13 protein-coding genes and 1 pseudogene are annotated in these 12,990 nt (G+C 74.5%); 8 read left to right on the plus strand and 6 right to left on the minus strand.

Features of this window, described 5'->3' with window-relative positions; translation table 11 throughout:
* Positions 1-119 precede the first annotated feature (119 nt).
* Together LN251_RS19895 and LN251_RS19900 are read left to right on the plus strand one after the other, a co-directional pair.
* Positions 120-632 carry an Asp23/Gls24 family envelope stress response protein gene (locus LN251_RS19895; RefSeq protein ID WP_458245581.1) on the plus strand — a complete coding sequence of 171 codons (513 nt, stop codon included), beginning with the start codon at positions 120-122 and terminating at the stop codon, positions 630-632.
* Positions 633-677: 45 nt separating this feature from the next.
* A complete protein-coding gene (locus LN251_RS19900; protein WP_063824556.1) occupies positions 678-863 on the plus strand; it encodes a hypothetical protein in 186 nt (61 codons plus the stop codon).
* A gap of 332 nt (positions 864-1,195) precedes the next feature.
* Here the strand turns inward: LN251_RS19900 and LN251_RS19905 are convergent, their stop codons facing one another.
* The 6 genes and pseudogenes from LN251_RS19905 to LN251_RS19930 form a co-directional block, all read right to left on the minus strand.
* Complete coding sequence (locus LN251_RS19905) at positions 1,196-1,864, minus strand: alpha/beta fold hydrolase (RefSeq protein WP_458245582.1); 669 nt, start codon at positions 1,862-1,864, stop codon at positions 1,196-1,198.
* 1 nt (position 1,865) lies between these two features.
* Positions 1,866-2,678, minus strand: coding sequence for a DUF1295 domain-containing protein (locus LN251_RS19910; RefSeq protein WP_458245583.1), 813 nt, complete (start codon positions 2,676-2,678; stop codon positions 1,866-1,868).
* Positions 2,675-3,990 (minus strand): annotated as a pseudogene (locus tag LN251_RS19915) (class I SAM-dependent methyltransferase). Before LN251_RS19915 ends, LN251_RS19910 begins: the two are co-directional and overlap by 4 nt.
* Entirely contained in the window at positions 3,987-5,255 is a 1,269-nt protein-coding gene (locus tag LN251_RS19920; RefSeq protein WP_458245584.1) for a class I SAM-dependent methyltransferase, read from the minus strand. Before LN251_RS19920 ends, LN251_RS19915 begins: the two are co-directional and overlap by 4 nt.
* On the minus strand, positions 5,252-6,010 hold the full coding sequence (locus LN251_RS19925; protein WP_458245585.1) for a DUF1365 domain-containing protein: 759 nt from the start codon (positions 6,008-6,010) through the stop codon (positions 5,252-5,254). Before LN251_RS19925 ends, LN251_RS19920 begins: the two co-directional genes overlap by 4 nt.
* Complete coding sequence (locus LN251_RS19930) at positions 6,007-7,320, minus strand: NAD(P)/FAD-dependent oxidoreductase (protein WP_458245586.1); 1,314 nt, start codon at positions 7,318-7,320, stop codon at positions 6,007-6,009. The genes LN251_RS19925 and LN251_RS19930 overlap by 4 nt, the downstream gene beginning before the upstream one ends.
* Positions 7,321-7,490: 170 nt before the next feature.
* Between LN251_RS19930 and LN251_RS19935 the strand changes: the two genes are divergently transcribed.
* The 6 genes from LN251_RS19935 to LN251_RS19960 all read left to right on the plus strand — a co-directional run bounded on the left by LN251_RS19935 (position 7,491) and on the right by LN251_RS19960 (position 12,888).
* Entirely contained in the window at positions 7,491-8,309 is an 819-nt protein-coding gene (locus LN251_RS19935; protein ID WP_458245587.1) for an SOS response-associated peptidase, read from the plus strand.
* A gap of 1 nt (position 8,310) precedes the next feature.
* Complete coding sequence (locus tag LN251_RS19940) at positions 8,311-8,940, plus strand: alpha/beta hydrolase family protein (RefSeq protein WP_458245588.1); 630 nt, start codon at positions 8,311-8,313, stop codon at positions 8,938-8,940.
* Between the two features lie 258 nt (positions 8,941-9,198).
* Positions 9,199-9,882: an RNA polymerase sigma factor SigR gene (sigR, locus tag LN251_RS19945; RefSeq protein WP_058923321.1), complete on the plus strand. Its 684-nt coding sequence runs from the start codon at positions 9,199-9,201 to the stop codon at positions 9,880-9,882.
* On the plus strand, positions 9,879-10,190 hold the full coding sequence (gene rsrA, locus LN251_RS19950) for a mycothiol system anti-sigma-R factor (RefSeq protein ID WP_362993530.1): 312 nt from the start codon (positions 9,879-9,881) through the stop codon (positions 10,188-10,190). Before sigR ends, rsrA begins: the two co-directional genes overlap by 4 nt.
* A 167-nt stretch (positions 10,191-10,357) precedes the next feature.
* The gene (locus LN251_RS19955) at positions 10,358-11,668 is read left to right on the plus strand and encodes an HD-GYP domain-containing protein (protein WP_458245589.1); all 1,311 of its coding nucleotides are present in this window, start codon (positions 10,358-10,360) and stop codon (positions 11,666-11,668) included.
* Positions 11,581-12,888 carry an HD-GYP domain-containing protein gene (locus LN251_RS19960; RefSeq protein WP_458245590.1) on the plus strand — a complete coding sequence of 436 codons (1,308 nt, stop codon included), beginning with the start codon at positions 11,581-11,583 and terminating at the stop codon, positions 12,886-12,888. The genes LN251_RS19955 and LN251_RS19960 overlap by 88 nt, the downstream gene beginning before the upstream one ends.
* The last annotated feature ends 102 nt before the right edge of the window (positions 12,889-12,990 follow it).

Consider the following 12,990-nt stretch of genomic DNA (forward strand, 5'->3'; position numbering starts at 1 on the left):
GGGGCCGGGCACCACTCGCGCGGTGGTGTTCGGCCCCTTTTTCCGTTTTCCGCGTCACAGGGCCGGCCGCGGCGGGTCCAACGAAGTGAGACCACAGACGGCCAGGAAAGGAACGCGCCATGACCACGCAGACCCCCCAGACCGCACTCACCGCCAAGGACGTGTCCACGCCGCGCACGGGCGGGGCACCGGCGAAGACGACGGCCGTGTCCGGCGGCGCGACGGGCGCCGACCAGCCGGCCGCCGACCGCGGCCGCACGTCGATCGCCGACGTGGTCGTCGTGAAGGTGGCGGGCATCGCGGCCCGCGAGATCCCCGGCGTCCACGACATGGGCGGCGGCCTGTCCCGCACCATGGGCGCGGTGCGCGACCGCGTCCCCGGCGGGCGCCCCAACATCGGCCGCGGCGTCAAGGTCGAGGTGGGCGAGCGGCAGACCGCCATCGACCTCGACCTCGTCGTCGAGTACGGCGTCGCCATCACGGACGTCTCCCGAGACGTGCGGGAGAACGTCATCTCCGCGGTCGAGCGGATCACCGGGCTGGAGGTCGTCGAGGTGAACATCACCGTCAACGACGTGCGGCTGCCCGAGGAAGAGGAGCCCGAGACCACGGCCGGGGTCCGCGTGGAGTAGCGGCGTCGAGGCGAAGCGGTGGATCCGGGTGAAAGGGGACCAGGGATGAGCACGGCGTTCATGGGGATGATCGCGGGCATGGCTCTCGCGTTCGCCGGCTACTTCGGCGGGTTCGGCGCCTTCCTGCTCGTGGCAGCGCTCGGCGGCCTCGGCTGGGCGCTGGGCCGGTGGGCCGAGAGCGGTGGCAGCGTCCGGGACGTCCGGGACGCGTTCGAGCGGAGCCGCCGATGACCGCGGCCGCGGAACGGGGGACCACCACCGTCTCGCAGCGGGCGGTACGCAGGATCGCCGAGCGGGCGGCCACCGAGGCGCGGGCCGGCCGGGTGGTGGGCTCGACGGCGTCGGTACGGGGCACGAGCGCCGAGGTCTCCCTCAAGCTGACCCTGCCCTATCCGGCCCCGCTGGCCGACACCGTGCGGCACGTCCAGTCCCACGTCACGGAGCGCACCAGACGGCTGACGGGACTCGACGTACCCCTGACCCGCATCGGCGTCACGTCCCTCACGCCGTCGGCGGCCTCCGCGGTGCCGGCCCGGGAGGCCCTCCCGGTGGCCGCCGGGCGCTCACAGCAGGGGGAAGCCGCCCGTGCCGTAGGACGCCGCGGGCAGCGGGTCCGGTGTGCCGTCCGGGTCGAGCAGGTGGGCGACCACGGCGGAGGCGGTGCGGTGCCACAGGCGGGGCCGGTTCAGCATCGCGTGGTCGCCGCCCCCGACCACGGCCAGTCCCGCTCGTGCCGCCGTGCCCCGCGCCCGGCGGACGCAGTCGGCCGTCTCCGAGAGGGAGGTGACGCGGTCCCGGTCACCGTGCAGCGCGACGACGTACCGGCCCGCCAGCTGCGCCACCGGCTCGCCGGCCGGCCACCACGGCGCGAGGCCCACCACGCCCCGCACCCACGGGTGCCCGGCGGCGCGCAGGGCCGCCCGGCCGCCCATGGAGTGGCCGAGCAGCACCACGGGGAGCGGGCCGGACAGCTCGCCCAGCGCCCGGCGGACGTCCCGTACCGGGTCGGCGCGCTCGCCGTTCCAGCCGCGCAGCCGGTAGCGCACCCGGGCCACCAGGACGTCCCGGTCGGCCGACGCGGCGGCCACCGCCCGGACGAACGGGTCCATGCGGAGCGCGGCGAGCTGCCAGGGCCGGGCGGGGCTCTCGCTCGACGCCCGCCCGCCGTGCAGGACGAGGACGGCCGCCCGCGGCCGGGCCGGACGGCGCAGGGGCACCAGATGGGCCGTCATGTCAGGCACCAGCCCTCTGCCGGGGCGGCAGCGGGAAGAAACCGCTGGTGCGCGCCTTGTACTCGGCGAAGCCGGGCCGGTCGGCCATGTGCCGCTCCAGCAGCCGCTTCCCGCTGCCCCTGGTCAGCAGCAGGCTCATCACCACGGGGGACACCACGGACACGGCGGCCGCCGCCGGGGAGTCGCACGCGACGAGGAACAGACCCCACCAGACGCAGAAGTCACCGAAGTAGTTGGGGTGCCGGGTCCACGCCCACAACCCGCGGTCCATCAGCGCGCCCCGGTTGGCGGGATCGGCCTTGAACCGGGCCAGCTGCGCGTCCCCGACCGCCTCGAAGCCGAGGCCGACCGCCCACAGAGCGGCGCCGGCCCAGGCGAGCGCCGACGGCGCACCGGGGACGTACATGGCGGCCTGCACGGGCAGGGACACCAGCCACACCAGGGCGCCCTGCAGCAGGTAGACCATCCGCAGGGCGTAGGCGTTCCGGCTGCCGGGCGCCTTCGCCAGCATCGCCTCGTAGCGCGGGTCCTCGCCGTGTCCCCGGCCGCGGCGGGCGATGTGGACGGCCAACCGGAGCCCCCACACCGCCGTCAGGGCCGTGACCAGCAGCCGCCGTACCGGGTCCCCGTGCCCGGCGGACGCGGCCAGGCTCGTGACGGCCACCGCGGTGAACCCGATCCCCCAGGCCACGTCCACGATCCGGTGCACGCCGACGCGCACCGCCACAGCGAAGGTGACCAGCATGACCGCGAGGGCCGCCGCGGCGGCCCAGGCGAGGTTGAGCGCGAACGCGCCCCAGGGGAACCCGCTCACGGCTTCTCCAGCCCCTCGTACCAGCCGTGGGTGGTCGCCGCAGGCCGCCGTCGCCACCGGGCCCGGGGCGCACGCTCAGGATCTGGTCGACGCCCATGCGGCCCTCCTCGAAGGCGAGCGTCGCGCCGACGAGGTACAGCCGCCACACCCGCGCCGTCTCCTCGCCCACCAGCCGCACGAACGCCTCCCAGCGCTCCTCCAGGGTGCGGTGCCAGGCGCCGACCGAGCGGGCGTAGTGCTCGCGCAGCGACTCGGTGTGCCGGACCTCCAGCCCCGCCTCCTCCAGCAGCGCCACCGTCTCGCCCAGCGGCCGCATGTGCATGTCCGGGGCGATGTACGCCTCGATGAACGGCCCGCCGCCCGGAGCGCCGGGGCCGCGCGACATCTGCTGCACCAGCACCCGCCCGGCCGGCCGCACCAGCCGGTGCAGGGAGGCGGCGAACGCCGGGTACTCGGCGTCACCGACGTGCTCGCCCATCTCGACCGTGGCGACGGCGTCGTACGCGCCGCCCTCGCTGTCCCGGTAGTCCTGGCACACCACCCGCACCCGTTCGCTCAGGCCGCGCTCGCGCACCCGCTCGCGGACGTACGCCGCCTGTTCCCGGGCCAGCGTGACGGCGGTGACCTGTGCCCCGTGCCGTTCGGCGGCGTGCAGGGTGAGCGAGCCCCAGCCGCAGCCGATGTCCAGCAGCCGGGCGCCGGGCACGAGGTCCAGCTTGCGGCAGATCAGCTCCAGCTTGGCCCGCTGGGCGTCGGCGGCGGCGAAGCCGGGCTTCTCGCTCGCCCAGTAGCCGCAGGAGTAGGCCATGGTCTCGTCGAGGAGCAGGGCGTAGAAGTCGTTGGACAGGTCGTAGTGGTGGCTGATGGCGGCCCGGTCGCGGGCCCGGCTGTGCAGGCCGCCGCGCAGCCGCGCCTGGGAGGCGGGAGCGGGCGGCGGAGGGCCCACGACCCCGAGGCGTACGGCCGTGGCGAGCGCGCGGGCCCGGTCGGCGGGCGTGAGCCGCGGCGGGCGCGGGCCCCGCTCGCGGGCGGACGCCCACATCGTCCGCAGGCCCTCGGCGAGGTCGCCCTCGATGTCGACCTCGCCGGTCACGTAGGCCTGCGCGAGGCCCAGCTCGCCGGGCTGCCACAGCAGGCGGCGCAGGGCGCGGCGGGAGCGCAGGACGACCACGGGGGCGCCGGCCGGGCCGGTCTCGCTGCCGTCCCAGGCGCGCAGCCGCAAGGGCAGCGGGCCGCCGAGGACGTCCCCCGCGAGGGCGGCGAGCCGGTGGGCCGCGCCGGGCCGGGCGGCGGTGCTGGGGGTGGTGGTCATCGGGCCGGGTTCTCCTTGGTGAACAGGTACTGCTGGACGTCGAGGTAGCCGGAGCGGAACCCGGCCTCGGAGTAGGCCAGGTAGAAGGTCCACAGCCGGCGGAAGGTCTCGTCGAAGCCGAGTGCCTCGACCTCCCGCGCCCGCTCGCCGAACCGCTCGCGCCACAGCCGCAGCGTCTCCGCGTAGTGGGCGCCGAAGGCGTCACGGCGGGCGAGGCGCAGCCCGGTGTGCTCCCGGACGGTCTCCTCGACCGCCCGCGTGGAGGGGATGCGGCCGCCGGGGAAGACGTACTTGTGGATCCAGGTGAAGTCGGAGCGGGTGGCGAGCATCCGCTCGTGCGGCATGGTGATGGCCTGCAGTGCCACCCGCCCGCCCGGCGCCAGCCGCTCCTCCAGGACCCGGAAGTACACCGGCCAGAAGTCGTCGCCGACCGCCTCGATCATCTCCACGCTGACGACGGCGTCGTACTCGCCGCGCGCCTCGCGGTAGTCGCACAGCTCGACGCGGACGCGGTCCTGCAGGCCGGCCGCCCGCACCCGCTCCAGGGCGAGGGCGCGCTGTTCCCGGGAGAGGGTGAGCGAGGTGACCCGGGCGCCGCGGGCGGCGGCCCTGAGGGCCAGTTCGCCCCAGCCGGTGCCGATCTCCAGCAGCCGGGTGCCCGCCCGCACGTCGGCCAGGTCGAGCAGCCGGTCGATCTTGCGCTGCTGGGCCGTCGCGAGCCGGTCCCAGCTCGCGGGGAAGCCCCGGAAGACGGCCGAGGAGTAGCTGAGGGTGTCGTCGAGGAAGAGCGCGAACAGCTCGTTGGACAGGTCGTAGTGGCGGCTGATGTTGGCGCGGGAGCCGTCGGGGGTGTTCCGCTCCTCCTGCGGCTGCCGGGGCGCCCAAAGGCGGCGCAGCCGCTGCAGCGGGGCCGGGACGAGGTCGGCGGTGTGCGCGGCGAGCACGGTGAGGGCGGCGACCAGGTCGGGCGCGTCCCACTCGCCCGCCATGTAGGACTCGCCGAACCCGACCAGGCCGCCGGTGCCGATGCGGGCGTGGAAGGCGGCCGGGTCGTGGACCTCCAGCAGCGGCCCGCCCTGGCCTAGGCTCTCCCCGCCCGCGAGGCGGACCCGCAGCGGCAGCTCGCGCAGGGCGTGCCGGACGACGGCGGCGGTGACGGCGCTGCGGGCCCGGGAGGCGGCGGGCACGGCGGCCACGTCGGGCCAGCGGGCCGGGTCCACGGCGGTGGGTCCGAGGGGGACGGTAGGTCGTTCTGCTGTCCTCATGTGGCTTTCTCCGGCTCGCGGTGGTGACGGGGGCGGGGCTGGACGGGCAGTCCCCGCAGGTAGAGGCGTATGCCGTGGGCGCGGATCGCGGCCGTCACGGCGAGGGTGGACCAGGGGTGGCGCAGGGCCAGCCGCAGCAGGGTGCGGACGTTCGCCGCGCGCCGGCTGCCGCGTACGGTCGCCGTGAAGGCCCGGCCGCCCTCGCGGTCGAGGTGCACGGTCAGGTCCAGCCGGGGTCCCGGCCGGGGCAGCCGCATGCGGTAGGCGCCGTCGACCGGGAAGAACGGCGAGACGTAGAACTCCTTCGCCGTGCGCGCGCTCCCGGCCGCGTCCGGGCGCAGCAGGTAGCAGTGGCGGCCGCCGTAGGTGTTGTGCACCTCGGCGACGACGCAGCGCAGGTCTCCCGCGGGGCCGTGGCACCAGTACAGGGTCAGCGGGTTGAAGACGTGGCCGAACACCCGCGCGTGGGTGAGCATCAGCACCCGCCCGCCGTCCAGCCCGATGCCGTGCCCGGCGAGGAAGGCGTCCAGACCGGCCCGGATCGAGGTCGCGTCACCGGTGAAGTGGTCGCGCGGGTCGAACCGGGCGAGCACCCGCAGCGGGCGCGGCAGCCGGGGCGGGCGGTCGGGGTCGATGAGCCACAGGTAGGTGCGGTGCCGCAGCACGTACCGCCGCGGAGCGGTCCGCACATGGGCGATCGAGCAGGAGTACAGGGCGGGTACGGCGTCCTCCGGGGTGTCTGTCGCGCCGTTCACCAGCGCACTCCCAGCGCCGCCGCCGCCTCCACACCCGAGCGGCAGCCGTCCTCGTGAAACCCCCAGCCGTGGTAGGCGCCCGCGAACGAGCAGACGTCACTGGCGAGTTCGGGCAGCCGTCGCTGCGCGGCCACCGACTCCGGGGTGTAGACGGGGTGTTCGTACACCATGCGGGCCAGCACCCGGTCCGGGGCGACCCGGTCCTCGCCGCCCAGCGTGACCACGAACGTCTCGGCGGCGTCCAGGCGTTGCAGCCGGTTCATGTCGTAGCTGACCCGCACCTTGTCGGCGCCGGCCGAGCACGACGGCATCAGGTAGTTCCAGGAAGCGCGGGCCCCCCGGGCCCGCGGCAGCACCTCGGTGTCGGTGTGCAGGAGGGTGGTGTTGCGGGAGTAGCGGAAGGCGCCCAGCACCTGCCGTTCCCGCTCGGTCGCGTCGGCCAGCAGGCGGAGCGCCTGGTCCGGGTGGACCGCGATCACCACCGCGTCGTACGACTCGGTCGTGCCGTCCTCGGCCGTGACGTCGGCCCCGTCGGCGTGCCGCCGCACCGCCCGCACGGGCGTGCCGGTGCGCACGTCGGCGATCTGCTTGGCGATGCGGTCGACGTACTCGCGCGAACCGCCGCTGACCGTGCGCCACGTCGGGGAGCCGCTCACCGAGAGCAGTCCGTGGTGGGCCAGGAAGCGGAACAGGTAGGCGGCCGGGTAGCGCAGGGCCGTGCCGGCGTCGCACGACCACACCGCCGACACCAGCGGCGTCATGAAGTGGCTGCGGAAGTAGGCGGAGAAGCCCTCCCGCTCCAGGAACGCGCCCAGGGTGAGCGAGTCGCCGCCACCGGCGTCCAGCAGCCGCCGGGCCGCCCGGTGGAAGACCGGCACCTCGGCCAGCAGCCGCAGGTACGGGCCGCGCAGCAGGTTGCCCGGCCGCGCGAACAGGCCCGCCGGGCCGCGGGCACCGGCGTACTCCAGCCCGCACCCCTCGCACCGCACCGACATGCTCATCTCCGACTCCTGCGTGGCGACGCCGAGTTCGTCGAAGAGCCGCAGCAGACGCGGGTAGGTACGGCGGTTGTGCACGATGAACCCGGAGTCCACCCGGTGCATCCGGCCGTCGAGGGCCGAGACCAGCTCGTGGGTGTGCGCGTGCCCGCCGAGCCGCGCGTCGGCCTCGTACAGGGTGACGCGACGGCTGCGGCCCAGGATGTGGGCCGCGGTCAGTCCCGCCACGCCGGAGCCCACCACGGCCGTCCGTCCCCGGTGTGGCGACCCGCCCCGCGAGCCGTGCCGGGCGTCCGCCGACGTCCGCTCCATCTCTTGCCTCCCGCTCCGGTGATCCGCGATCCGGGTGTAATCCGGAGCAGGTGGTGCCGCGGATTGGCGGATTCGCGGGGCGGGGGAGTCCGGGCCGTCGGGGCCGTGCTTTTCCGTAAGGTGGCAGGTGCGTGACGCCGGTGGGGCAGGTCGGGAGGGACGGTTTCGGGATGTGCGGACGGTACGCGGCGAGTCGACGGCCGGAGGATCTCGCCGGGATCTTCGGGATAGAGAAGGCGGAGGAGCCCGAGGAGACGTTCGCGCCGGACTACAACGTCGCCCCCACCAAGGAGGTCCACGCCGTCCTGGACCGCCCGCTCAAGGACGTCGAGGACCCGCGCCCCGTGCGCCAGCTGCGCCGGCTCAAGTGGGGCCTGGTGCCGTCCTGGTCGAAGTCGCCCGAGGGCGCCGCGCGGATGATCAACGCCCGCGCGGAGACCGTCCACGAGAAGCCGTCCTACCGGCGGGCCTTCTCCTCGCGCCGCTGCATCATCCCCGCCGACGGCTACTACGAGTGGGTCACCGGCAGCCAGGAGCGGGACCTGGAGGTCGAGGGCCGCAAGAAGCGGCCGCGCAAGCAGCCGTACTTCGTGCTGCCCGCCGACGGCTCGGTCTTCGCGATGGCCGGCCTGTACGAGTTCTGGCGCGACAAGACCCTCCCCGACGACCACCCGCAGGCCTGGTGGGTCACCTGCTCGGTGATCACCACGGAGGCCGAGACCACCCCCCTCGCCGTCTCCCCGGCCGAGGGCCCGCACTCCCTGGCCGAGATCCACCCCCGCATGCCCCTGATGCTCACACCGGACCGCTGGGACGGCTGGCTGGACCCGTCCCGCACCGACCCCGAGGACCTCCGCTCGCTCCTCGCCCCGCCCCCGCCCGGCCTGATGCGCGCCTACCCGGTCTCCACGGCCGTCAGCAACGTCCGCAACAACGGCCCGGAGCTGCTGAAGGAGCTGGACGGCCCCGAAGAGGGCACACTCTTCTGACGTGACGACCGAGATCATCGCTACCGAGGCGGGCGACGCCCGCATCACCTGGCACCCCGCGGACCGTGCCCGGCTCGTGCTGGCCGTCAGCCACGGAGCGGGCGGCGGCATCGAGGCCCGGGACCTCCAGGCGCTGGCCGCGGCCCTCCCGGGCCACGGCGTGAGCGTCGCCCTCGTGGAGCAGCCCTGGCGGGTGGCGGGGAAGAAGGTGGCGCCGGCCCCGAAGACGCTCGACACCGGGTGGCGGGGCGTGTGGCCGGCGCTGCGCAAGGCCGGGCCGCCGGTGATCTCCGGCGGCCGCAGCGCCGGGGCCCGGGTCGCCTGCCGTACGGCCGTCGAGCTCGGCGCCCGTGCCGTGCTGGCGCTGAGCTTCCCGCTGCACCCGCCCGGCCGGCCGGAGCGGTCCCGGGCGGCGGAACTGCTCGGAGCCGGGGTGCCCACGCTCGTCGTCCAGGGCGGGAACGACCCCTTCGGCAGGCCGGAGGAGTTCCCCGACGGCGATCACCGCCTGGTCGAGGTGCCGTACGCCGATCACGGCTTCGTGGTGCCGAAGAGGGCGGACATCACGCAGGAGCAGGCCGTGGCGATCGTCACGCGCGCGGTGGTGGAGTGGGCCCGGTCACTCGGGTGATGGGCCGGGAATGTTGCGGTCCCTAGCTCTGTTGTGGCGGACAGAAGTGCTGAGCCACCAGCACCGATCGTCGTCGGAGAGGAAGTCCGCCGCATGGGTTCGACCATCTGCCCGAGCCGTGAGCGCAGCGCTGACCTGGACTGGACGGTGCTGCACGCGGCCAAGACCACCCCTGTTCGGGGGGCGGCGGGGACGGGTCGTCGTCTATCCTCCAATTCCGGTGGTACCGGTCTCGGTGCTGCCCGGAACTTTGAGGAGGTGGGTCCGGTCACTGGGATCGACGCAGGGACCGACAACGGCCAGGCGGAGCAGCCCGAGGGCCAGGGCGTCAGCGCGGAGTCGACCTCGGAGCGCAGCGCGCGCTTCGAACGGGACGCGCTCGAATTCCTCGACCAGATGTACTCGGCCGCCCTGCGCATGACGCGCAACCCGGCCGACGCGGAGGACCTGGTGCAGGAGACGTACGCCAAGGCGTACGCGTCCTTCCACCAGTTCCGTGAGGGCACCAACCTCAAGGCGTGGCTGTACCGGATTCTCACGAACACCTTCATCAACTCCTACCGCAAGAAGCAGCGCGAGCCCCAGCGCAGTGCCGCGGAGGAGATCGAGGACTGGCAGCTCGCCCGCGCCGAGTCGCACATGTCGACGGGTCTGCGCTCCGCGGAGTCGCAGGCGCTCGACCACCTGCCGGACTCGGACGTGAAGGAAGCGCTCCAGGCGATCCCCGAGGAGTTCCGCATCGCCGTCTACCTCGCCGACGTAGAGGGCTTTGCGTACAAGGAGATCGCGGACATCATGGGGACACCCATCGGTACGGTGATGTCCCGGCTGCACCGGGGCCGCCGCCAGCTGCGCGGGATGCTCGAGGACTACGCCCGTGAGCGCGGGCTGGTCCCGGCCGGCGCCGGAGAGTCGAACGAAGCGAAAGGCTCGGGCTCATGAGCTGCGGAGAGCCGCACGAGACTGACTGCAGTGAGGTCCTCGACCATCTGTACGAGTTTCTCGACAGCGAGATGCCGGAAGTCGATCGCGACAAGTTCAAGCGGCACTTCAAGGAGTGCTCGCCGTGCCTGGAGAAGTACGGCCTGGAGCAGGCCGTGAAGAAGCTCGTCAAGCGCTGCTGCGGGCATGACGACGTGCCCACCGACCTGCGCGCCAAGGTGCTGGGGCGGATCGATCTGATCCGCTCCGGCCAGGCGGTCCCCGAGCACGACGTCGCGGCGGCTCCGGCGACTCCTCAGGAGTCGTGACGGCCCGGGGCGTGGGCCGGTGCACGACCGAGTCCCCCTCGAACTGACGCGCGGCACAAGAGTGTTCGGTCACTCGAACGTGCTAATCACCCTTTCATAGGCCCACGCGTCCCCCTGCCCCGCCCTAGGCTCGTCGCCCAGAGGAGGCTCGGCCGGGGAGGGGTGTGATGGAGGCGGTTCCGGCGCGGGCCCGCGCGTATGTCGCCTGCGTCGTCCTGGGCGCCCTGCTCTGTGCGGCTCGGCTGCCGCGGACGCCCGCACTCTGGTGGGCGGTCGTGCTGCTCGCCGTCGTGTACGCGGGGTGCGAGCGGGCCGCCGCCCGCTGGCGCTTCGCCGGCACCTTCTACCCCGTGCTCCTCGCCGGTGCCTTCCTGCTGCCGCCGGCCGCCGCCGCGCTGGTCCCGCTGCCGGGGGCGCTGCTCTCCCGGGTCGAGCAACGGCCGTACGCGCTGCGGCGGGTCTGGCGCGCGGCGCACCTGATGATCGGCGTCCGGGCCGCGGGCTCGGTGCACACGGCGCTGGGCGGCCGGGACGCGGTCGCCGGCTCCCACTTCCCCTACGCCCTCGTCCCCGCCGGGGCCGCGGTCCTCGCCTTCTGCCTGGCGCTCACCGCCCTGGACGGCGGCATCCTCGCGCTCGGAGAACGCGTTCCGGCGCGCCGCGCCTGGCGCGGGCTGTTCGTCCGCTCCCTCGCCCCGGTCGCCGTCCACGGGCTGGCCGGGCTGATGATGGCCGTGCTGTGGCGCAGCCCGTACGGCCCGGTCGCCGCGCTGCTCGTGCTGCTGCCCATGTGCGTGTCCTGGTGGGTGTTCGCGCAGTACCACCGGGAGCGGGCCGCGCACCAGGCGACCATCCGGGCACTGGTCCAGGCCGTCGACATCAAGGACGGCTACACCCGCGGGCACAGCGAGCGGGTCGGCCAGGCGTCGATGATGATCGCGCGGGAGCTGGGCCTGGGCGACGAGCGCGTCGAGGTCCTCCGGTTCGCCGGGATCCTGCACGACGTGGGCAAACTCGGCGTCCCCACCCGGCTGTTGCGCAAGGACGGGCCGCTGACCCCCGAGGAGCGGCGGGTCATCGAGCTGCATCCCGAGTACGGGCACGAGATGGTGCGCGGGATCGGGTTCCTGGGGGAGGCCCGCGCGGCCGTGCTCCATCACCACGAGCGGCTGGACGGCAGCGGCTACCCCTACGGCCTGGTCGGCACCCAGATCCCGGAGTCCGCCCGGGTCGTCGCGGTCGCCGACGCCTTCGACGCCATGACCTCCACCCGTTCCTACCGGCGGGCCCGGCCGGTGCCGGCCGCGCTGGAGGAACTGAAGCGGTGCGCCGGGGCCCAGTTCGACCCGCGGATGGTGACGGCGCTGGTCCGGGCACTGGGGCGGGAGGGATGGCATCCGGTGGTCACCGCCGGCGAGGAACCGCAACCGTTCGTCCCCGCGCAGGAGGCCGCCGACCGCTCCGGGGCCCGCCCGTGAAGGCGCTCATCCACGCGTCCGCCGCCCTCCTCGCCGGCACCTGCCTCGCCGTCACCCTCTGGACCGGCCTGGAGGAACGCTCCACCGCCCTCGCCTTCGGCCTGCTCGTCTGCGTCGGCGAGCTGGGCCGCTGGACCGGCGCCCGGGTCCGGGAGGCCGCGCCGCTCGGGGCCGCCGGCGCCCTGGCGTACGCGCTGCTCGGCGCGGACGCCGGGCAGCCCTCCCACCACGGTGTCACCCAGGTCGTGACCGTCGTCCTCGCCGCCTCCCTGCTCGGCGGCGTCCCGCACACCGCGCGCGGCCGGGGGCCGATGACGGACCACCTCGCCCGCCGCGTGCTGACCGTCGGCTTCACCGCCGTCTGCTTCCACCCCCTCTACGACCAGGGCGTGTTCGAGGAGTGGGGCGGCCCCGCCTACGCCCTCGCGCTGCTCGCGCTCCTCACCCTCACCGCCCTGTGCGACTGCGTCCTCGCCGCCGCCCTCGCACACTCCCGCACCGGCTGGCCCTTCGGCCCCCTCCTCCGGGACGAGCTGCGCGGACTGCTCGGCATCGGCTCCGCCGTGTGCGCGACCGGCGCGGTGATGGCCCTCGCGGTGGCCGTCGTCGGACTGTGGGCGCTGCCGGTCTTCTCGCTGCCCCTGCTGCTGACCCAGCTGTCCTTCAAGCGGTACGCGGCGGTCCGCACCACCTACCGCCAGACCATCGCCTCCCTGGCCCGCGCCACCGAGATCGCCGGATACACCCCCGCCGGGCACGCCCGGCGCGTGGCCGAGCTCAGCCGGGCCGTCGGCCGCGAGCTGGGGCTGACCCGGCCCGAGCTGGCCGTACTGGAATCCGCGGCCCTCATGCACGACATCGGCCAGCTCAGCCTGGTCGACCCGGTCCCGGCGGGCGCCACCGCCGACCTCCCCGGAGCCGAACAGCGCCGGATCGCCCTGCTCGGCGGAGCGGTCGTACGGCAGACCGGGGTGGACTCCGCGGTCGCCGTCGTGGTGGAGCGGCAGGCCGACCCCTACCGGGAGCAGCCGGTGGCCGCGCGGATCGTGCGGACCGTGAACGCCTACGACGAGAAGGTGCGCGACGCCGGCCCCGGCGGACCCCTGCGGGCGCTGGAGGAACTGCGGCTGGCCACGGCCGGGGACTACGCGCCCGAGGTGGTCGAATCCCTGGCCCGGGTCCTGGCACGGGACTGTCTGACGCTCCCCTCGGCTGGGTAACCCATGGGTAATGAGCGCCCTTCCAGCCCCACATGGTTGGATGCGAATGAGAGGGTGTCCGGGGGCAGACTCCGGGCCGGCCCACTCCACGGAACTGGCAGG

This window comes from Streptomyces sp. MAI_2237, from assembly GCF_054189285.1.

Bases quoted from the DNA above. Each gene is read 5' to 3' on its own strand.
- LN251_RS19895 (WP_458245581.1), top strand. From the start codon at position 120: ATGACCACGCAGACCCCCCAGACCGCACTCACCGCCAAGGACGTGTCC.
- LN251_RS19900 (WP_063824556.1), top strand. From the start codon at position 678: ATGAGCACGGCGTTCATGGGGATGATCGCGGGCATGGCTCTCGCGTTC.
- LN251_RS19905 (WP_458245582.1), bottom strand. From the start codon at position 1,864: ATGACGGCCCATCTGGTGCCCCTGCGCCGTCCGGCCCGGCCGCGGGCG.
- LN251_RS19920 (WP_458245584.1), bottom strand. From the start codon at position 5,255: ATGAGGACAGCAGAACGACCTACCGTCCCCCTCGGACCCACCGCCGTG.
- LN251_RS19930 (WP_458245586.1), bottom strand. From the start codon at position 7,320: ATGGAGCGGACGTCGGCGGACGCCCGGCACGGCTCGCGGGGCGGGTCG.
- LN251_RS19935 (WP_458245587.1), top strand. From the start codon at position 7,491: ATGTGCGGACGGTACGCGGCGAGTCGACGGCCGGAGGATCTCGCCGGG.
- rsrA (WP_362993530.1), top strand. From the start codon at position 9,879: ATGAGCTGCGGAGAGCCGCACGAGACTGACTGCAGTGAGGTCCTCGAC.
- LN251_RS19955 (WP_458245589.1), top strand. From the start codon at position 10,358: ATGGAGGCGGTTCCGGCGCGGGCCCGCGCGTATGTCGCCTGCGTCGTC.
- LN251_RS19960 (WP_458245590.1), top strand. From the start codon at position 11,581: ATGGCATCCGGTGGTCACCGCCGGCGAGGAACCGCAACCGTTCGTCCC.